At 69.4% G+C, this 18,654-nt stretch carries 19 protein-coding genes and 1 riboswitch; of the genes, 8 read left to right on the top strand and 11 right to left on the bottom strand.

The annotated features are described in order from the left end of the window. Nucleotides 1-26 precede the first annotated feature (26 nt). Complete coding sequence (locus ASG73_RS11945; RefSeq protein ID WP_055995304.1) at nt 27-1,202, top strand: exonuclease SbcCD subunit D; 1,176 nt, start codon at nt 27-29, stop codon at nt 1,200-1,202. After that, nucleotides 1,199-4,372 (top strand): AAA family ATPase, encoded by a 3,174-nt coding sequence (locus ASG73_RS11950; RefSeq protein WP_055995307.1) that lies wholly within the window; start codon nt 1,199-1,201, stop codon nt 4,370-4,372. Before ASG73_RS11945 ends, ASG73_RS11950 begins: the two co-directional genes overlap by 4 nt. 114 nt (nt 4,373-4,486) lie before the next feature. Here ASG73_RS11950 and gcvP read toward each other — a convergent pair whose 3' ends face one another. From gcvP to ASG73_RS11995, 9 genes are all read right to left on the bottom strand, one after another. Beyond that, nucleotides 4,487-7,387: an aminomethyl-transferring glycine dehydrogenase gene (gcvP, locus tag ASG73_RS11955; protein ID WP_055995310.1), complete on the bottom strand. Its 2,901-nt coding sequence runs from the start codon at nt 7,385-7,387 to the stop codon at nt 4,487-4,489. Nucleotides 7,388-7,458: 71 nt separating this feature from the next. Continuing rightward, nucleotides 7,459-7,552: riboswitch (glycine riboswitch) on the bottom strand. Nucleotides 7,553-7,595: 43 nt separating this feature from the next. Further along, entirely contained in the window at nt 7,596-8,171 is a 576-nt protein-coding gene (locus ASG73_RS11960; RefSeq protein WP_055995313.1) for a MerR family transcriptional regulator, read from the bottom strand. Between the two features lie 163 nt (nt 8,172-8,334). After that, entirely contained in the window at nt 8,335-8,823 is a 489-nt protein-coding gene (locus ASG73_RS11965) for a bifunctional nuclease family protein (protein ID WP_082567206.1), read from the bottom strand. A gap of 20 nt (nt 8,824-8,843) precedes the next feature. Then, nucleotides 8,844-9,545, bottom strand: a complete 702-nt coding sequence (gene ftsR, locus ASG73_RS11970; protein WP_235499443.1) for a transcriptional regulator FtsR — start codon at nt 9,543-9,545, stop codon at nt 8,844-8,846. A gap of 2 nt (nt 9,546-9,547) precedes the next feature. Next, entirely contained in the window at nt 9,548-10,000 is a 453-nt protein-coding gene (locus tag ASG73_RS11975; RefSeq protein ID WP_055995319.1) for an FHA domain-containing protein, read from the bottom strand. 80 nt (nt 10,001-10,080) lie between these two features. Then, nucleotides 10,081-10,470, bottom strand: coding sequence for a glycine cleavage system protein GcvH (gene gcvH / locus ASG73_RS11980; protein WP_055995322.1), 390 nt, complete (start codon nt 10,468-10,470; stop codon nt 10,081-10,083). A 20-nt stretch (nt 10,471-10,490) separates the two neighbouring features. Continuing rightward, nucleotides 10,491-11,381, bottom strand: coding sequence for a DUF881 domain-containing protein (locus ASG73_RS11985; protein ID WP_055995325.1), 891 nt, complete (start codon nt 11,379-11,381; stop codon nt 10,491-10,493). Continuing rightward, a complete protein-coding gene (locus ASG73_RS11990) occupies nt 11,378-11,710 on the bottom strand; it encodes a small basic family protein (protein WP_055995328.1) in 333 nt (110 codons plus the stop codon). The genes ASG73_RS11985 and ASG73_RS11990 overlap by 4 nt, the downstream gene beginning before the upstream one ends. After that, nucleotides 11,707-12,699 (bottom strand): DUF881 domain-containing protein, encoded by a 993-nt coding sequence (locus tag ASG73_RS11995; RefSeq protein ID WP_156466271.1) that lies wholly within the window; start codon nt 12,697-12,699, stop codon nt 11,707-11,709. Before ASG73_RS11995 ends, ASG73_RS11990 begins: the two co-directional genes overlap by 4 nt. An 86-nt stretch (nt 12,700-12,785) precedes the next feature. Between ASG73_RS11995 and ASG73_RS12000 the strand changes: the two genes are divergently transcribed. The 4 genes from ASG73_RS12000 to ASG73_RS12015 all read left to right on the top strand — a co-directional run bounded on the left by ASG73_RS12000 (nt 12,786) and on the right by ASG73_RS12015 (nt 16,348). Then, on the top strand, nt 12,786-13,925 hold the full coding sequence (locus ASG73_RS12000) for a MalY/PatB family protein (protein ID WP_055995333.1): 1,140 nt from the start codon (nt 12,786-12,788) through the stop codon (nt 13,923-13,925). 138 nt (nt 13,926-14,063) lie between these two features. Further along, nucleotides 14,064-14,579 carry a diaminobutyrate acetyltransferase gene (ectA, locus tag ASG73_RS12005; protein ID WP_055995336.1) on the top strand — a complete coding sequence of 172 codons (516 nt, stop codon included), beginning with the start codon at nt 14,064-14,066 and terminating at the stop codon, nt 14,577-14,579. Between the two features lie 56 nt (nt 14,580-14,635). Continuing rightward, nucleotides 14,636-15,916, top strand: coding sequence for a diaminobutyrate--2-oxoglutarate transaminase (gene ectB, locus ASG73_RS12010; protein WP_055995339.1), 1,281 nt, complete (start codon nt 14,636-14,638; stop codon nt 15,914-15,916). 42 nt (nt 15,917-15,958) lie between these two features. Continuing rightward, nucleotides 15,959-16,348, top strand: coding sequence for an ectoine synthase (locus ASG73_RS12015; RefSeq protein ID WP_055995342.1), 390 nt, complete (start codon nt 15,959-15,961; stop codon nt 16,346-16,348). A 55-nt stretch (nt 16,349-16,403) separates the two neighbouring features. On the opposite strand, the gene ASG73_RS12020 is transcribed toward ASG73_RS12015, so the two are convergent. After that, nucleotides 16,404-16,673 (bottom strand): DUF7218 family protein, encoded by a 270-nt coding sequence (locus ASG73_RS12020; protein ID WP_055995345.1) that lies wholly within the window; start codon nt 16,671-16,673, stop codon nt 16,404-16,406. A 106-nt stretch (nt 16,674-16,779) separates the two neighbouring features. Between ASG73_RS12020 and ASG73_RS12025 the strand changes: the two genes are divergently transcribed. Further along, nucleotides 16,780-17,400 (top strand): cysteine hydrolase family protein, encoded by a 621-nt coding sequence (locus ASG73_RS12025; RefSeq protein ID WP_162253985.1) that lies wholly within the window; start codon nt 16,780-16,782, stop codon nt 17,398-17,400. A gap of 31 nt (nt 17,401-17,431) precedes the next feature. Here the strand turns inward: ASG73_RS12025 and ASG73_RS12030 are convergent, their stop codons facing one another. Next, nucleotides 17,432-17,980 carry a type 1 glutamine amidotransferase domain-containing protein gene (locus tag ASG73_RS12030; protein WP_055995351.1) on the bottom strand — a complete coding sequence of 183 codons (549 nt, stop codon included), beginning with the start codon at nt 17,978-17,980 and terminating at the stop codon, nt 17,432-17,434. A 93-nt stretch (nt 17,981-18,073) separates the two neighbouring features. Here ASG73_RS12030 and ASG73_RS12035 point away from each other — a divergent pair, with 93 nt between their 5' ends. Next, nucleotides 18,074-18,574 carry a DUF6328 family protein gene (locus ASG73_RS12035; RefSeq protein WP_055995354.1) on the top strand — a complete coding sequence of 167 codons (501 nt, stop codon included), beginning with the start codon at nt 18,074-18,076 and terminating at the stop codon, nt 18,572-18,574. Nucleotides 18,575-18,654: the final 80 nt, after the last annotated feature.

Here is an 18,654-nt window from a genome sequence, read left to right on the forward strand (position 1 = left end):
CGGTGCTCACTCATAGCGTGGGGCTCATGAAGTTGATCCACACCTCCGACTGGCACCTGGGCCGCTCCTTCCACGGGGTGGGGCTGCTCGGTGCGCAGGCGCAGTACGTGGATCATCTCGTCGAGACCGTCCGCAGCGAGGGGGTCGACGCCGTCCTCGTCTCCGGTGACGTCTACGACCGTGCGCTGCCGGCGCCCGACGCGGTACGGCTGCTCTCCGAGGCCGCAACCCGACTCATCGACGCCGGAGCGCAGGTCATCCTCTCCAGCGGCAACCACGACTCAGCGATCCGACTGGGTTTCGCCTCGGACCTGCTCTCGCGGGCGGGGCTGCACATTCGGTCGGACGCCCGGAGCATCGGTCAGCCGGTGCTCGTCGACGACACCGCGATCTATCCCATCCCCTACCTCGAGCCGGCTGCGAGCTCGGTCACCGATGCCCTGGGCGTCACCGAGCGCTCCCACACGGCTGTCCTCGCCGCGGCCATGGACCGCGTCCGCACGGACGCGGCAGGACGGGGTCCGCGCACGGTGGCGATGGCTCACTGCTTCGCCAGCGGAGGCGCCACCAGCGACTCCGAGCGCGACATCACGACCGGTGGCGTGGCCATGGTCCCGGCGAGCACCTTCGACGGAGTCGCCTACGGGGCGTTGGGTCACCTGCACGGCCCTCAGCAGGTGAGCGAGAGCGTGCGCTACAGCGGCTCCCCCGTGGCGATGTCCTTCAGCGAGGCGGGCCACACCAAGGGCTCCGTGCTGTTCACCCTCGACGTGGACGGCAGCGCTCACACCGAGCAGGTCGCCGCTCCGGTCCACCGCGAGCTGGCCGTCCTGCGAGGCGACCTCGACGACATCCTCGGCGGCCGTGAGCACGCCGGCGCCGAGGCGAGCTGGGTCCAGATCACCCTGACCGACCCCGTCCGGCCGATCGGCGCGCTCGGGCGGCTGCGCCAGCGGTTCCCGCACCTGCTCCAGCTGCGATTCGAGCCCAGCGGCCGGGTGCAGTCGGTGCGCAGCTATGCCTCACGTGTCGATCGGCGCGAGCCGCTCGAGGTCTGCTGCGACTTCGTCACCGATGTGCGGCACGGTGCTGCGGCCGACGAGGCCGAGCGCGACCTGCTGCAGAGCGCACTCGAGGCCGGGCGGCGGCGGCAGGACCGCTCCGAGGACGCGGGACGCACCAGGCGTCGGGGTGCGGCATGAGGCTGCACCGCCTCACGGCCACCGCCTTCGGGCCCTTCGCCGGGACGATCGACCTCGACCTCGAGGAGATCAGCTCCTCCGGTCTCTTCCTCATCCACGGTGCCACGGGCGCGGGCAAGACGAGCCTGCTCGACGCGATCTGCTTCGCGTTGTACGCCAATGTCCCCGGGGACCGCCTGTCGACCAGTCTGCGCAGCCAGCATGCCGAGGAGTCGGCACCGACCATCGTCGAGCTCGAGCTGACCCTGGCCGGACGTCGACTGCGCATCCGCCGCCGCCCCGCCCACGAGCGCCCGAAGAAGCGCGGAACCGGCACCACGACAGAGCCTGCGGGAGTCCAGCTCGAGGAGCTCACCGGGCACTCCTGGATCACCCTGAGCACCCGCATCGACGAGAGCGCACAGCTGCTCGACGACCTGCTCGGCATGGGGCTGGACCAGTTCCGGCGGGTCGTGATGCTCCCCCAGGGTGACTTCTCGGCCTTCCTGCGAGCCACCGACGAGGAGCGGCGTGAGGTCCTCGAACGGCTCTTCGACATCACGGAGTACACCGGTGTCGAGAGTCATCTGGTCGAGCGTCGGCAGCAGGTCGAGAGCTCGCTGAAGGAGTCTCGGACCCGGTTGGGCAGTCACGTCGCTCACCTGGTCGAGCTGCTCTCCTCGGTGGACGTCGACCTGCCGGAGCCGGACCTCCAGTGGTCAGAGCTCTCCCCCGCGCCCCTCGTGCTCTCCCTGGAGTCCGTCACCGCAGTCTTCGACACCCACGCGGCCGAGGTGATGACCGAGGTCGACGAGGCCCAGCAGGCCGATGGCCGGGCCGCCTCGGCGCTGGTTCGGGCCCGCCGTGTCATCGACCTGCGCACCCGCGGGCTGGCGGCGCGCCGAGCGCTGGGTGTACTCGACGAGCTGGCGCCCCAGCACGCGGCGCGACGTGCGACATTGCACCGCGCCCGTGCCGCGGCCGAGGTCCTTCCCCTGATCGAGGCACACACCCGGTCGGCGGCAGCCCAAGCTGCTGCCGTCGCCGAGCGAGCGCGCATCCTCGACGCGCTCCCTGAGCCCCTGCGTGAGGTCGAGACGGATGAGTGGGTGGCGACGGCTCGCGAGCACGAGGTGTTGCTCACCCGTGCCCAGCACGACGCAGAGGCCCTGACTCGACTGAGGTCCGAGTCCCCTGGTGTGGCGCAGCAGATCACCGAGCAGGCCGAGCTCCTCGAGGGCGCTCAGGAGGCCGTGATCGCTGTGGATGCCCAGGTGAGGGCCGCAGCTGTGCAGCAGTCCGAGATCGACCGCGCCCGAGCCCGGATGGACGAGCTGGTGCCCCGGCTGCGCACGCTGACCCAGATCATCGAGGCACGCGCCCGGCAGCGTCGTGCGGTCACCGAGGTGCACGAGGCGACCGACGCCGCGCAGTCGCTGCGAGAGCACGTCCAGGACCTGCGTGCTGCCGTGCAGGAGCTCGTCACTGCCCGTCTGGACAACATGGCCGGTGAGCTCGCCACCCAGCTGCACGACGGTGACGCCTGCGCGGTGTGCGGTTCCACGGAGCACCCGCTGCCGGCACAGGCTGCCCGCGTGGTCACACCAGAGGAGATCACGGCGGCAGAGCACGCGGCGACGGCGCAGGCGCACCAGCACGACCGGGCCGCACAGGTGCGCGCAGAGGCCACCTCCCGACTCGATGTCGTGCGTGCTGAGATCGCACAGCTGCTCGAGCAGCGCACGGCCACGGACCCTGAGGGAGCAGCGCCAGACGGTTCGGCGCCTGACGTCGACGAGACAGTGGCAGCGCGCGAGGAGGTGCAGCGCGCGGCCCTCACCCAGGAGCACGCTGACCTGACCCGGGTGACGGCGCGAGCCGATGAGGTCGCCGGGCTCGTGACCGCACGGACCACTGCCGTCGAGCAGGCCCAGGACGCCGTCCGCAGCATCGAGGCGCGACTCACCGCCCTGCGCGCCCGCCACGAGCAGATCGCCGACCACCGGGTCGGCGCCCTCGAGCGTCTCCGTGAGCTGCTGGGCGAGCACGCAGCCGGTTGCCCCTGCGTCGATCTGGTCGACCCCAACGACCAGGCTCCGTCCCAGCACGAGCTGACCGATCCAGATGCTGACGACGCCGTCGACACGGCGCCCCGAGCCGTGAAGGCTGCCATGCGTCATCACCGTGAGGTCGTCGCGCTCGTCGAGCGACTCGCCGGTGCCACCCGTGCGGCGACCCGGGCGAGCGCGACACGTGATGAGGCGTCCGCGTTGCTCGGCGCGACGCTTGGTGCCCACGACTTCGACGACGTCGACTCCGTCCTGGCCGCCGCCCGGACCACGCGCGATGTCGCTGACCTGCAGACGCAGGTCGAGGACCACCAGAGCCGGCTGCGCGCAGCCATGGCCGTCCTCGAGGAGGACGATGTCGTGACGGCCCTTGCCACGGACCTGCCTGACGTCGAGGCCTTGACGTCAGCGGCCCAGTCGGCGCGGAGCCGGGCCGACGAGGCGAAGCAGCGTCAGGCCACGGCTGCCGCCACCCAGCGACAGCTCTCTCGCATCGCCGGTCACATCCGGGGCGAGTGCGTCACTCTCGGCCCAGCGGCCGACGAGGCTGCCGTGGTCCGCAGGATGGCCGATCTGGTCAACGGCACGAGCAGCGACAACGACAAGCGGATGCGGTTGTCGACCTATGTCCTCGCGGCCCGCCTCGAGCGGATCGTCGAGCTGGCCAACGAGCGCCTGACCGTCATGGCCGACGGGCGCTATGAGTTGGCCCATGACGACTCCTCGGCGCGTGGGCAGCGCCGAGGCGGGCTCGGGCTGCTGGTCCGCGACCTGTGGACCGGGCGAGAGCGCCCCACGAGCACCCTCTCGGGCGGTGAGTCCTTCACCACGTCGCTCGCACTGGCCCTCGGTCTGGCGGACGCGATCCGTGAGGAGTCCGGGGGCCAGGAGTTCGGGACCCTCTTCGTCGACGAGGGCTTCGGCAGCCTTGACCAGGACAGCCTCGAGCAGGTGCTCGACGTCCTCGACCGGTTGCGTGACGGCGGCAGGACGGTCGGCGTCGTCAGCCATGTGGCAGAGATGCGTACCCGCATCACCACGCGAGTGCGGGTGGACAAGAGCCAGCACGGGTCGACGGTCCACGTCGAAGGCACCTCGGACTCCGCCACCGACGCAGCCTGAGCCCGCCCCCCTTCGCTCAGCAAGAAGAACCGCCCCTTCGCATGAGTTTCGAACTCGTGCGAAGGGGCGGTTCATCGGGTCACCCCGAAATCGGGAGGCCCTGAGACTGGATGATCAGTCCTCGAAGGCCTCCGGCGAGGGGCAGGAGCACACGAGGTTGCGGTCTCCGTAGGCTCCGTCGATGCGGGCGACCGGGGGCCAGTACTTGTCGGCTGGCGCCACGCCGACCGGGAAGACGGCCGTGGCGCGGTCGTAGGAGTGCGCCCACTCCCCCGCGAGCTCGGCGGCGGTGTGCGGGGCATGACGCAGGACGGAGGAGTCGACGTCGCCGCTGGCCGTCACCTCGTCGATCTCCTGACGGATGGCGATCATCGCATCGCAGAAGCGGTCGATCTCGCCCTTGTCCTCGGACTCGGTCGGCTCGACCATGAACGTCCCCGCCACGGGGAAGCTCATCGTCGGGGCGTGGAAGCCGTAGTCGATGAGGCGCTTGGCGACATCGTCGACGGTCACGCCCGAGTCCCTCGTGAGGCCGCGCAGGTCGATGATGCACTCGTGCGCGACGATGCCGCCGGGGCCGGCGTAGAGGACCGGGTAGTGATCGCCCAGCCGGTGCGCGATGTAGTTGGCGTTGAGCACCGCGATCTGCGTCGCACGGGAGAGACCCGCACCGCCCATGAGGCGGACATAGGCCCAGGAGATCGGCAGGATCCCCGCCGATCCGTAGGGTGCGGCGCTGATCGGCCCGACTCCCGTCGCCGGGCCGGCGGCCGCTGCCAGAGGGTGGTTCGGCAGATAGGGAGCCAGGTGCTCGCGCACGGCGACCGGCCCGACGCCCGGGCCGCCGCCACCGTGCGGGATGCAGAAGGTCTTGTGCAGGTTGAGGTGGCTGACGTCGGCGCCGAACTTGCCCGGCTGGGCGAGACCGACCAGCGCGTTGAGGTTGGCACCGTCGACGTAGACCTGACCACCGGCGTCGTGCACGAGGGCGCACAGGTCGCTGATCGTGTCCTCGAAGACCCCGTGCGTGCTGGGGTAGGTGACCATGATCGCGGCGAGGTCGTCCTTGTGCTGCTCGACCTTGGCGCGCAGGTCGTCCATGTCGATGTCACCGCCCTCTGCGGTCTTGACGACGACGACCTTCATCCCTGCCATCACCGCAGACGCAGCATTGGTGCCGTGGGCACTGGCGGGGATGAGGCAGACGCGCCGCTGCACCTGGCCCTGGGCTGCGTGGTGGGCGCGGATCGCGAGCAGCCCGGCGAGCTCACCCTGGGAGCCGGCGTTGGGCTGCAGGGAGACGGAGTGGTACCCGGTGATCTCACTCAGCCAGGTGCTCAGCTGACCCACGAGCTCGCGGATACCGACCGTCTGGTCGTCGGGGGCGAAGGGGTGCAGGCCGGCGAACTCCGGCCACGTGATCGCCGCCATCTCGGTCGTGGCGTTGAGCTTCATCGTGCAGGAGCCCAGCGGGATCATGCCTCGGTCGAGCGCGAAGTCACGGTCGGACAGGCGACGCAGGTACCGCAGCATCGCGGTCTCGCTGCGGTGGGAGTGGAAGACAGGGTGCGTGAGGTACTCGCTGGTGCGCAGCAGCTCACCCGGCCAGGCCGGGGTGACGCGCGGCGCGGGAGACGTGCCGGCCTCGTGCTCGGCAGAGTCAGGGCTGCTGGCGCCGAGGGCCCGCGCGACGGCAGCGACCTCACTCGCGTCAGTCGTCTCGTCCACCGACACCAGGACGGTGTCCTCGTCGGCCTTCCAGATGTTGACCCCCGCGCTCACCGCAGCGGACACGGCCGCGTCGGCGCCACCGGGGAGGGTGATGCGCAGCGTGTCGAACCACGGGGCGTCGGCGACCTCGACGCCAGCGCCACGGAGACGCTCGGCGAGGGTGACCGCGGTGCCGTGCACGCGCTCGGCGATGGCCTTCAGACCCTGGGGGCCGTGGTACACCGCGTACATCGAGGCCATGACGGCCAGGAGAACCTGAGCCGTGCAGATGTTGGACGTCGCCTTGTCCCGACGGATGTGCTGCTCTCGGGTCTGCAGCGCCAGACGGTAGGCCGGACGACCGGCCGCATCGACCGACACGCCGACCAGTCGGCCCGGCAGGGTCCGCTCGAGACCCGCGCGCACCGACATGTAACCGGCGTGTGGACCACCGAAGGCCATCGGCACACCGAAGCGCTGGGTGGTTCCGATGGCGACGTCGGCGCCCCACTCCCCCGGCGGGGTGAGCAGGGTGAGCGCCAGCAGGTCAGCGGCAGCAGTGACGAGGGCGCCCGCCTCGTGAGCCGCGTCGGTCAGCGCGTGCCAGTTCGTGATGGCGCCGTCCGCGCCGGGGTACTGGACCAGGACTCCGAAGACCTCACGATCGCCCGCCACGGACCGCAGCGCGTCTGCCGTGGTGACGGCAGTGAGGTCGGCGACCACCACATCGAGTCCGAGGGGCACCGATCGGGTCTGCACCACGGCGCGGGTCTGCGGGAAGACATTGGCGTCGAGGAGCAGGACGGCATCCTTGGCCACCTTGCTCGAGCGGCGCATGACCGTCATCGCCTCGGCGGCGGCCGTGCCCTCATCGAGGAGTGATGAACCGGAGGTCTGCAGACCGGTGAGGTCGGCGACCATCGTCTGGAAGTTCAGCAGTGCCTCGAGCCGGCCCTGGCTGATCTCCGGCTGGTAGGGCGTGTATGCCGTGTACCAGGCCGGGTTCTCCAGGACATTGCGCTGGATGACCGACGGGGTGATCGTGCCGTAGTAGCCCAGTCCGATCATCGAGGTCAGGACAGTGTTCTTGTCCGCCAGGCCCCGCATCTCCTCCAGGACGGCGAGCTCGCTCGGCGAGGCCTCGATGTCGAGGGCCTGGGTCTGGCGGATGGCGCCGGGAACGGCAGCGTCGCACAGTGCGTCGAGGCCGGGTTGCCCGATCGCGGTCAGCATCTGCTCGACATCGTCCTCACGGGGACCGATGTGACGACCGACGAATTCGGACAGGGGGGACGAGACGCTCATGAGGCTCCCTTGGGCGTGGGTGGACACACAGTCAGCCTCCCCTTCTGTCACGATCAACGCTTCAGAAGTGCCTGATCCACGAGGTCCTGGCGCCTGAGAGGTTCCGGGGAGATTTGCCCCTTCGGCGCCCCGCGCAATGCGCGAGGACTCTCCCCCGCGGGGTGAGCAGCGGGCTCAAGGCTATCAGCGCCCGACGCGAGTCAGCGCGTCAGGCGAGCTTGGCGCGGCGGCGAGCCGACAGCTCATCGCCCGGCAGCTCCGTGGGAGCTGAGTCCTCAGGGGCCATCCGCTCGCTGGGGATCTCGAGGAGGGACCCCTCGACCTCGCGCCAGACGCGTCCGACGGCGATGCCGAAGACACCCTGCCCGCCCTGGACGAGGTCGATGACCTCATCGGCGGAGGTGCACTCGTAGACGCTGGCGCCATCACTCATGAGGGTGATCTGGGCCAGGTCCTCGACACCACGCTCGCGCAAGTGGTTGATCGCGACTCGGATCTGCTGCAGGGAGACTCCTGTGTCGAGCAGCCGCTTGACGACCTTGAGCACGAGGATGTCGCGGAACCCGTAGAGGCGCTGGCTGCCGGAGCCCGCAGCGCCGCGCACGGACGGTTGGACGAGCCCGGTGCGGGCCCAGTAGTCGAGCTGTCGATAGGTGATGCCGGCCGCGCTGCAGGCAGCAGGTCCCCGGTAGCCGATGTCCTCGGAGAGCTCGGGCAGGTCGTCGTCGAACAGCACGCCCTGGGTGCGGAACTGAGTCCTACCCTCGTCGTTCGTGGCGTCCACTGCGCCCTCCCCACTTCACCGTCGGTCCCAGCCGGTTCGGATGGGAATCACACCATTGTCGTACGGGTGTGTCTTCGACGCTACGGCGCACCGAGGGGGTCGTCAAACATCCTCGCCGAGCGGTCGCGCACATGTCGGTAACGATCAGGTCGCGGTGAACCGATCAGCTGGCCGGCGGACCTTCGTCCGGGGCATCGAAATCTTCGGGCGAGACATCGTCGAGGAACTCCTTGAACTTGGCGACCTCGTCCTCCTCCTCGTCGGACGACTCGATGCCGACCTCGTCGAGCACCTCGTCCGTGGCGACGATCTGCGCACCGGTGCGCAGCGCCAGGGCGACGCCGTCGGAGGTGCGGGCCGAGATCTCGGTCGCGTCGTCGAGCACGAGCGTGGAGTGGAAGACGCCTTCGAGCACGGCATCGATCCGCACGGTCACGAGCTCACGGCCCACCGCGGCGATGACGTCCACGAGCAGGTCGTGGGTCAGTGGTCGGGGCGGTACGACCCCCTCCTGCGCGTAGGCGATGGCAGTCGCCTCCGCCGCGCCGATCCAGATCGGGACATGCCGACCTCCGTCGCGCTCCCGCAGGAGAACGATCGGCTGGGAGGTGGGCATCTCCACGCGGACACCAAGGACGTCGAGCGACTTCACGCTCCTACCGTATCCCGCGTTCACTCCGTCGGACCCAGCACACGGCGCACGAGAGCGATGTGAAGGTCGAGGCAGTCCTCGAGGACCTCACGTCGAACCGACTCGTCATCAACTGCTGCGGTGGCCGCACCTCGTCCGCGCAGGGTCTGCTGACCCAGGACGTGATCTGCCAAGGACAGCTCACGCTCGGCGGCACTCTTGAAGGGGCGAAGGTGGCGCACGTCGATGCCGGCCGTGACGAGAGAGCCGCAGATCCGTGCGACGTCGAGGTCTTCGGCATCGAAGTGCTCACGGTTCTTGGGCAGCAGGCCGTAGGAGATCAGCTCACGGAAGGTGCCCGTGTCGATGTCTGCTGCGTGCTGCAGCTCGATCGCGGTCAGGCGCAGCGGCCGGGCCGCACGTGGCGACAGTCGACTGGGTTCGTCGGCGGGGCCTGCTGGTGGGGCGACCACGCCATCGTCTGCCACGGCAAGGCCGCGGTCCATCGCGTCGAGCCGCTCACGGATCACCTTGAGCGGCCAGAAGCGGTCACGCTGAGCGGTCAGCACGAAGCGCAGACGCTCGACGTCGCCGTCGGAGTACTTGCGGTACCCCGACGGCGTACGTGCCGGCTCGACCAGCCCCTCGCTCTCGAGGAAGCGGATCTTGCTGATGGTGACGTCCGGGAAGTCGCCCTCGAGCTGCCGGATGAGGGCGCCGATGCCGACGCGATCGTCAGCCAAGGTCAGCTGGCAGAGGAGCTGGCGTAGTAGACGAGCCGGAACTTGCCGATCTGGACCTCGTCGCCGGTGCGCAGTGTCGACTGGTCGATGCGCTCCTTGTTGACGTAGGTGCCGTTGAGCGACCCCACGTCGCGCACGCCGAAGCCCTGGTCCTCACGTGAGAAGACCGCATGCTTGCGGGAGACGGTGACGTCGTCGAGGAAGATGTCGCTGTCGGGCCCGCGCCCAGTGGTCACCTCGGCGTCATCGAGGAGGAAGCGGGCACCCGTGTTGGGGCCCCTCAGCACGATGAGCAGTGCCGTCGACGGCTGCAGGGCATCGACAGTCGCCTGCTCCTCGCGGGTCAGGTGATAGTCCGAGTCCGGCAGATCGGCAGGCTGGCTGCTCTCGATCCCCGTGAACTGCTGCGTCGCCGGGTCCTGTCGTGCAGGTCGGTTGGTCTCGTTGCCGCTCATCCAGCGCTCCCTCCTTGGTGTCCGTGGTCAAGCCTACGTGACCGGCCCGACAACGGGCCGGCCCTGGGGGTGATCTGGTCTCAGCCGATCTCGGTCTGGTACGCCGTGGCATCGAGCAATGCCGACGTGTCAGCCCCGTCGGCCAGCTCCAGCTCGTACATCCAGCCCTGCTCGTACGGGTCGGAGTTGACCAGCTCGGGAGTCGCCTCGAGCGCGTCGTTGACAGCGGTGATGGTGCCTCCGAGCGGTGCGTAGAGGTCACTGACCGACTTGGTGGACTCGACCTCGCCGCAGGAGTCCCCCGGCTCGATGGCGTCGCCCACGGCGGGCAGGCTCACGTAGACGACGTCGCCGAGAGCCTCCTGGGCGTAGTGGGTGATGCCGACGCGGACAATGCCCTCGCCCGCCTCGCTGACCCACTCGTGATCGCTCGTGTACCGAAGGTTCTCGGGATAGGTGGCGTCGCTCATCTGTCTCCTCAACGATCCATTCACTGCGAGCCGTCAGTCGGCTCCGGGACGGGCCGAGCGTAACGAGGCGATGATTCGGTATGCAACGCCTCCACGTTGATCGACGCGAACTCGGTGATCTCGACCTTGCCGCCCTTGCTCCGAACCGACTCCGAGACGCCCCCGGGAATCTCCATCGCGGAGCTCATGGTCTGGGGGTCTCCGATGACGATGAGCTCGTACGGCGCCTTCAGCTGGACCCCGTCGACCTCGATGCCGCCATCGGCGTCACGGAACCAGGTGCTGGCCACGACTCGTACATCGCCGATCTGCATCGCCTCTGCTCCTGCGTCGCGCAGCTCCTGCACGGCGTCGAGCAGGGCGGGCGCGCCGACCTGGCCGTCGGTGTCGGTGATCCGTAGCCGGATCCCGGGACCGGTCGCCCGCTCGGTGCCCGCCAGGATGCCGAGGGTGTCGGCCCGCTCCTGGGCTGCCGCGATGGCCTCGGGCGAGCTGGCATCGCTGTTGGCCAGGCCGTCCTTGGTGGACTGCAGGTCGGTGATCTCGTCGTCGAGCCTCACGCCGTTCTGGGTCACGTCGTCGAGGATGCGCACCAGCTCGTCCTGCCGCAGGTCCTCCAGGCCCTGCGACTGGGTCTGGCGCACCTGGGTCGCGATGGCGAAGCCGAGGAGGGCGGCCAGCAGCAGCGCGAAGGCGTTGGCCCGCGTCAACCGTGGGCGGGCCATGAGGTAGACGCGTCGCCACGGGCTCGGTCCCGGCTGCTTGGCCGCAGCGGCAGGCGTCTCCGCCGCATCCGGAGCGGGCGCCTCGTCCGGCGTGCTCGTGTGGCTCGTGTCGGCTCCGAGGTCCTCGGGCTCCAGGTCCTCCGGCTCCAGGTCCTCGGGCCGGGCCGGGTCGCGTGCGTCCGTCATGCCTTGAAGAGGTGTCGACGGATCGAGGCGACGTTGGAGAAGATGCGGACGCCGAGGACGACCACGACGCCTGTCGAGAGCTGCGAGCCGACCCCGAGCTGGTCGCCCAGGAAGACGATGAACGCGGCCACGACCACATTGGACAGGAAGCTGACGACGAAGACCTTGTCGTCGAAGATGCCGTCGAGAGTGGCTCGCACGGCGCCGAAGACGGCGTCGAGGGCGGCGATCACCGCGATCGGCAGGTACGGCTGGAGCCACACCGGTACGTCCGGCTGCACCACGAGACCGAGCACGATGCCGGCCACGAGTCCCAGGGCGGGGATCACGAGGTCTCCTTCTTCAGTGGCTTCACACGAGGTGGCTCTTGGCCGTCCGGGACGACCTTGGCCTCCCGCGTGCTGACATTGACGGCGCTGGGGAGCGTGAGCTCGTCCTGCGCGGTCAACGAGGTCTGGATGCCGTAGTTCAGGCGCAGGCTGGTGAGGTACGAGCCGCCCTGGCCCTCGGCGAAGTTCGTCTGCATGGCGTTGGGATCGCCGATCGCCTCGATGGTGTACGGCCGGGTGAGGGGACGGAAGTTGACCAGGATCGCCTCACCGGCGAACCGGATCGCGGTGCGCGAGGTGAGCCGCTGGCCGTTGATCGTGATGGCTTCGGCGCCGGCCTGCCACAGGGCGTTGGTGACGACCTGCATGTCACTGGACTTGACCCGGCCCTCATCGGACAGGCCCGTGCGCGGGTCACCATCAGCGCTGTTCGACGTCCCCGGGGAGTCGTCCAGCGTCAGCCGCACCCCGGGTCCCTTCACTGCTGCGAGTCCACTGGCCACGCGCTGGTCCTCGAGGACCTTGCGCTGGGTTCCGACGAGGTCAGGGTCCAGATGGGCCGTGGCGACATCGATCTCTGTCTGCAGCCCACGGATCGTGACGCCTCGCTCGTCGACGACGGCCTGCCGCTCACCGATCTGGCGGATGAGGTCCGCGCGTACGGCCGCTCGCGACCCGTCACGATCGCGGAGCTGGGCGGTGCAGACCCCGATCATCAGGCCGATGAGGAGCAGCCACACGAGCAGCCGCAGTCGTCGGGTGCCCGTGCTGGGCGGCTTCCCCTGGGCCATGCGGGCCTCGGCCGCGGCCTGGTAGCCGGGATCGAGCGGGCGCTCGAGCATCGAGGTCAGCAGCGTCATGGAGGCGTCCGGGCGAGGAGCGGGATGAGCCACACCGCGGGCGTCCGCGTAGTCCTCCTCGCCCTCGCCGAGGTCGTTGGCCGAGCGGGCGTCCGAAGGCGTGGCGTCTTCGGGCAGCTCGGACCTCACGCGCCGCTCCTTCAGGGTCGGGATCACCGTGACCTCATGGCCACACGCACCACCCTAGGTGGTCCACGGCCTGCGAGAGTGGAGGCATGGAAAGACGCGTCCTCACCCTCGACGAGGCGGCTCTGCGCCGCCGTACCAGCATCAAGTGGCGGCTCCACGGCCCCGACGTGCTCCCCCTGTGGGTCGCGGAGATGGACGCCGTCCCAGCGCCAGCCGTGACGGACGAGCTGGCCCGCATCGCCCGGGACGGCGACCTGGGGTACCCCGTAACCCGCCCGTACACCGAGGCCGGCGCCGCGCTCTACGCCGAGTGGGGCACTCAGGTCGAGATCTCCCTCGCCCGCCCGGTGGCCGACGTCATGGCTGGGGTCCGCGCCGGGCTCGCCGCGCTCACCGGCCCGGACGACCCGGTGTACATCACCGTCCCCGTGTACCCGCCCTTCCATGCGGTCGTGCACGAGCTGGGCCGCCGTCTGGTGCCGGTCCCCCTCTCGCCCGCAGGTCGCCTCGACTGCGCAGCGCTCGACGCCGCCTTCGCCGAGCACGGCCGGGGAGCGCTGCTGCTGTCCAACCCGCACAACCCGACCGGGACCGTGCCGACGCGCGAAGAGCTCACGCAGGTCGCCCTCGCGGCCGAGCGTCGTGGCGTCAGGATCGTCAGCGACGAGATCCACGCCCCGCTCGTCCTGCCCGGGGCGAGCTTCACCCCCCTTCTCTCCCTGCCGGAGGCCCAGTCGGGCATGACGGTCTTCTCCCCCGCGAAGGGGTGGAACCTCGCCGGGGCCAAGGCCGCCGTCATCTTCGGTGGGTCGCAGGCGGCCGACGCCGTGCGGGCCCTGCCACCGGGACTCGAGTACACGACGAGCCACGTGGGGGTGCGGCTGCACACGGCCGCCCTGCTCGCAGGACGCGACTGGCTCGCAGACCTCGTGCACGACCTGGACGCCAACCGGACGCTGCTCGCACAGCTGCTGGCCGAGCACCTCCCCGACGTCAGTTGGCTCCCCGTGGAGGCCACCTATCTCGCGTGGCTCGACTGCGCCCGGCTGGATCTCGGGACGGACCCTGCCGCCCACTTCCGCGACGTCGCACGGGTGGCCCTCACGCCCGGACCCCCCTTCGGAGACGGAGAGGGGTATGCCCGGCTCAACTTCGCCACCTCCCCCGCCATCCTCACCGAGGCGATCGAGCGGATGGCAGCGTCGTTGCAGGCTCGAAGGGAGTGACCTGCGCCTCTTCCGTCAGCCACGACCGCAAGGTGTCTCGGATCACGAAGGCGCCAGATTTGTTGTCGCACAACCGATTTCGTCGATGTCGAGCGGTGCGGATTTGATCTCTGCGCTGGTCACGTTAGGTTGAAACAGGTGACCAACGACGAAGAGACACCCCGCCAGAGCTCCCCGTCGGCCCCGTTCATCCTGCGCCAACCGTCCATCGAGGACGGCGGCGAGATGTGGCGCGTGGCCAGGGACTCGCAGACACTCGACCTCAATTCCTCCTATGCCTACCTGCTGTGGGCACGGGACTTCGCCGCGACGAGCGTCGTCGCGCAGCGCGAGGGCAGGGTCGTCGGTTTCGTCAGCGGCTATGTCCGTCCGGACGCGCCCCAGACCCTCATGGTCTGGCAGGTCGCCGTCGACGCGGACCAGCGGGGGCACGGTCTGGCCGGGCGCATGCTCGACCACCTCGCAGCGCACGTCCCCGGGGTGAACGTCCTGGAGACGACCATCACCGACGACAACGCCGCCTCGCGAGCCCTCTTCGCCGGTTTCGCGCGCACCCACGGCGCACAGCACGAGGAGATCGACCTCTTCGTGAAGGCCCACTTCCCAGACGAAGGCCATGACCCGGAGGTGCTGCACCGCATCGGACCGTTCTGATCCCTGCCGCACCGACCGACCCACACCTGCCGATCCCTCCACGGAAGGACCACCCCATGAGCAACCCCGCCACAGCCATCTTCACCGAGCGCGAGTCCGAGGTGCGCAGCTACTGCCGCAACTGGCCCGTCGTCTTCGACACCTCCAAGGGCGCGTACCAGACGACCGAGGACGGCGAGCGCTACACGGACTTCTTCTCCGGCGCCGGCGCCCTCAACTACGGGCACAACAACGACATCCTCAAGGAGGCGCTCGTCGAGTACATCTCCCGCGATGGCGTCACCCACTCGATGGACATGCACACCAAGGCCAAGCGTGAGTTCCTCGAGGCCTTCACCGAGCTGATCCTCGAGCCGCGCGGGATGACCCACAAGATCCAGTTCCCCGGCCCGACCGGGACCAACGCCGTCGAGACCGCACTCAAGACCGCCCGCAAGGCGACCGGTCGCGAGGACGTCGTGCACTTCACCAATGCCTTCCACGGCATGACCCTCGGCTCGCTCGCCGTCACCGGCAACGCCTTCAAGCGCGCCGGCGCCGGGACCCCGCTCTACCACGCGACCGCGGCCCCCTACGACGACTACATCGTCGGCGAGACCTCGGACTTCGCCTGGCTCAAGCGCATCTGGGCCGACAGCGGCTCGGGCACGAGCCTGCCCGCCGCGGTGATCGTCGAGACGGTCCAGGGCGAGGGTGGCCTCAAGGCGGCTCGTGGCCAGTGGCTCAAGGAGCTGCAGGACCTGTGCCGCGAGTACGGCGTGCTGATGATCGTCGACGACGTGCAGGCAGGGTGCGGCCGTACCGGCACGTTCTTCTCCTTCGAGGACTTCGGCCTGGACCCGGACATCATCACCCTCAGCAAGTCCATCTCCGGCTACGGTCTGCCGATGGCGCTGACCCTGATGAAGCCCGAGATCGACGACTGGGAGCCCGGCGAGCACAACGGCACCTTCCGCGGCCACAACCCCGCCTTCGTCACCGGGGCCAAGGCACTGCGCACCTACTGGGCCGACGACACCCTCGAGAAGAACATCGCGGCGCGCGCCCAGCAGCTCACCGAGCGCCTGGAGGTCCTCGCCGGCCTCGCCGAGGGCAGCGAGCTGCGGGGCCGTGGACTGCTGTCCGGCGTCGCCTTCAAGGACGTCGAGGTGGCGGAGAAGATCGCCAAGGCGGCCTTTGCCCGCAAGCTGCTCGTCGAGACCTCCGGCCCGTCCAGCGAGGTCGTCAAGATCATGCCGCCGCTGACCATCACGCAGGAGGAGCTGGCCGGGGGTCTGGACCAGCTCGAGGACGCTGCTCGCGAGGTCCTCGGCGCGCCCGCCCGCACGACGGCCTGATCCCCCTTCCCCACCCCGACAGACCACGACAAGGAGATCCACATGAAGGTTCTGAACGTCAACGACCTCGATGGCACCGAGTACGACGTCACGCACGGCAACTGGCAGAGCCGGCGCATGGTCCTCGCCAAGGACAAGGTCGGCTTCAGCTTCCACATCACGATCCTCAAGGCCGGCACGTCCTCGGAGTTCTGGTACGCCAACCACGTCGAGGCGGTCTACGTCTACCAGGGCAGGGGCACGCTCCTCGACCGCGACACCGGGGAGACCTACCCCCTCGAGCCCGGCGTGATGTACATGCTCGACGACGCGGACAAGCACACCGTGACCGTCGAGGAGGACATCCACTGCGCGTGTGTCTTCAACCCCCCGGTCACCGGCCGTGAGGTCCACGACGAGAACGGCGTCTACCCGGTCCTCACCGAGGACTGAGCCACGACCCGACGAAGGGGACGGACCATCCGGGTCCGTCCCCTTCGACATGTCGTCAGTGGTTGCGCAGTGCTTCGATGAGCTCGTCCTTGTCCATCGAGGAGCGCCCCTCGATCTCGAGCTCGCGGGCCCGGTCGTGCAGCTCGTCGACGCTCCAGTCGTCGTAGGATCCGGACTCGCCGCCACGACGACCGACCTCCTCCCGTGAGGTGTTTGCCGCAGCGTTGGCGATACGCGCCGACTTCTCCTTGCTGGCGCCGTCGTCGCGCAGCTCCTCGTAGAGCTCAGGGTCCTTGATGCTGGGTCCGGGCTTGTCCTCGGGCATCTCGATCCACGTCCTCTCTCTGTCGTGTGCTCTTCGCCCTACCCGCAACTCACACCGACATGCTTGTGCTCGGCATGACTGCGGCGCAGCGGGGTACGAAGGGGGCATGACCTCCCCGTCGCTCAGGACGCGCGCACCATGGCGTGCGCCGTTGGACCGCACCGCCCTGCTCGTCGTCGACCTGCAGGAGGCCTTCTTCGAGGACCAGGCTCTCGCGGCCCACCGCGAGGAGATCGTGACCCGTGCCCGACAGGTCATCCGGTGGGCCGAGCGGGAGCACCTCCCGATCGTCAACGTGCGCACGATGCACCAGCGCGACCGTTCGACCTGGACGATCACGATGCTCGAGGACGACCAGGGATACCTCTTCGAGGGGGACGACCACACCGAGAACCTCTCCGAGCTCGACCTCTCAGCGGCGATCGAGGTCACCAAGACGCGCGACGATGCCTTCGTGGGGACCGATCTGGGATCGACCCTGCTCGACCTCGACATCGAGGCAGTGGTCGTCATCGGCGTCTCCACGCACACCTGCGTCCTGCTCACCGCAGCGCATGCCTTCGCCAACGACATCGAGGTCGTGCTGGTGCGCGACGCCATCGCCTCGCACCGGCCCGAGCTGCACGAGCTGACCCTCGACACCCTCAGGGACGAGTACCGATTCCCCGTCCTGAGCCCCGATGCGCTGTGCCGCGTCACGGCGTCCGAGGACAGGGCACCCGCATGAGGCCCCCACAGGCACGAGCCGTGCCCTCGGCTCAGGTCGAGAGCAGGTCCAGGAGTGCGGCGTTGAAGGCCGGCAGGTCGTCCGGCTTGCGGCTGGTCACGAGCCGACCGTCACGCACGACCTCCTCGTCCACCCAGGTGCCGCCGGCGTTGCGTACATCGGTCTGCAGGCTGGGCCACGAGGTGACCCGACGATCGCGCAGGACATCGGCCTCGACGAGCATCCAGATGGCGTGGCAGATGGCAGCGACCGGTCTGCCACCCGTGACCGCGTCACGTACGAGCCGGACCGCGGCCTCGTCGAGCCGGAGCGCGTCGGGGTTGGCCACGCCACCCGGCAGCACCAGACCCGCGAAGTCGTCCATCGAGGCATCGGCGACCGTGGTGTCGACGGGGAAGGTGTCTGCCGGCTCGAGGTGCTCGAAGGCCTGCACCTCGCCCGTCTCGGGCGCCACGAGCACCGGCTCCCAACCGGCCTCCTCCAAGGCCTTCCACGGGCCGGTGAGCTCGACCTGCTCGATGCCCTCCATCGCCACGAGGACGGCGACGCGGCGGCTGTCCGTCTGGTCCTGGCTGCTCATGCTGTGCTCCCTTCGTCGAGGTGTTGTCAGGACCCGGCCTACCCGGCGGGCCGCTCGACATGCGCGAGCACCACATCCCGGCAGGATGGACCCATGAGCGGGCACGAAGAGGCGGACGAGGGCACGCCGGGCCGGCGGGAGACGGCGGACGAGCGTGCGGACCGCAACTGGAACGACCTGCTGCAGGAGTTCCGCGTGCTGCAGACCGGCGTCCAGATCCTTGCGGGGTTCCTGCTCACGCTGCCCTTCCAGTCCGCCTTCGCCGACCTCGACAGTGCCCAGCGAGGCCTCTACCTCGTCCTGGTCCTGCTGGCCTTCCTGACGACCACCTTGCTCGTCACGCCGATCGCCGTGCACCGCCGCCTGTTCCGGCTGCAGCGCAAGGACCAGCTGGTCCGGGTGGGACACCTCGTCGCCCGCTACGTGCTCGTCGCCGTCAGTCTGCTGATCGTGGGTCTGGCGTCCTTCGTCGTGGACGTCGTCGTCGGTCGCACCGCCGCGGCGGCGGTCTGCGCCTGCATGGCGGTCGCCGTGATCGGCGCCACCGTCGTGGTGCCGTGGCTCGTGGGAAGGCGAGTCTCCTCACACCGCTGATTCTTGGAATGTGGCGTTTCGGCATGCAACGAGGTGGCCTTCTCCGTACGTTGGGTCGGGTGCAAAGCCGCCTCGGCGCG

Source organism: Janibacter sp. Soil728, from assembly GCF_001428305.1.
Classification (GTDB): Bacteria; Actinomycetota; Actinomycetes; order Actinomycetales; family Dermatophilaceae; genus Janibacter.

Coding starts and splice junctions, on each gene's coding strand:
- ASG73_RS11945 (WP_055995304.1), top strand. CDS start 27: ATGAAGTTGATCCACACCTCCGACTGGCACCTGGGCCGCTCCTTCCAC.
- ASG73_RS11950 (WP_055995307.1), top strand. CDS start 1,199: ATGAGGCTGCACCGCCTCACGGCCACCGCCTTCGGGCCCTTCGCCGGG.
- gcvP (WP_055995310.1), bottom strand. CDS start 7,387: ATGAGCGTCTCGTCCCCCCTGTCCGAATTCGTCGGTCGTCACATCGGT.
- ASG73_RS11975 (WP_055995319.1), bottom strand. CDS start 10,000: ATGAGCGGCAACGAGACCAACCGACCTGCACGACAGGACCCGGCGACG.
- gcvH (WP_055995322.1), bottom strand. CDS start 10,470: ATGAGCGACGCCACCTATCCCGAGAACCTTCGGTACACGAGCGATCAC.
- ASG73_RS11985 (WP_055995325.1), bottom strand. CDS start 11,381: ATGACGGACGCACGCGACCCGGCCCGGCCCGAGGACCTGGAGCCGGAG.
- ASG73_RS12000 (WP_055995333.1), top strand. CDS start 12,786: ATGGAAAGACGCGTCCTCACCCTCGACGAGGCGGCTCTGCGCCGCCGT.
- ectB (WP_055995339.1), top strand. CDS start 14,636: ATGAGCAACCCCGCCACAGCCATCTTCACCGAGCGCGAGTCCGAGGTG.
- ASG73_RS12015 (WP_055995342.1), top strand. CDS start 15,959: ATGAAGGTTCTGAACGTCAACGACCTCGATGGCACCGAGTACGACGTC.
- ASG73_RS12020 (WP_055995345.1), bottom strand. CDS start 16,673: ATGCCCGAGGACAAGCCCGGACCCAGCATCAAGGACCCTGAGCTCTAC.
- ASG73_RS12025 (WP_162253985.1), top strand. CDS start 16,780: ATGACCTCCCCGTCGCTCAGGACGCGCGCACCATGGCGTGCGCCGTTG.
- ASG73_RS12030 (WP_055995351.1), bottom strand. CDS start 17,980: ATGAGCAGCCAGGACCAGACGGACAGCCGCCGCGTCGCCGTCCTCGTG.
- ASG73_RS12035 (WP_055995354.1), top strand. CDS start 18,074: ATGAGCGGGCACGAAGAGGCGGACGAGGGCACGCCGGGCCGGCGGGAG.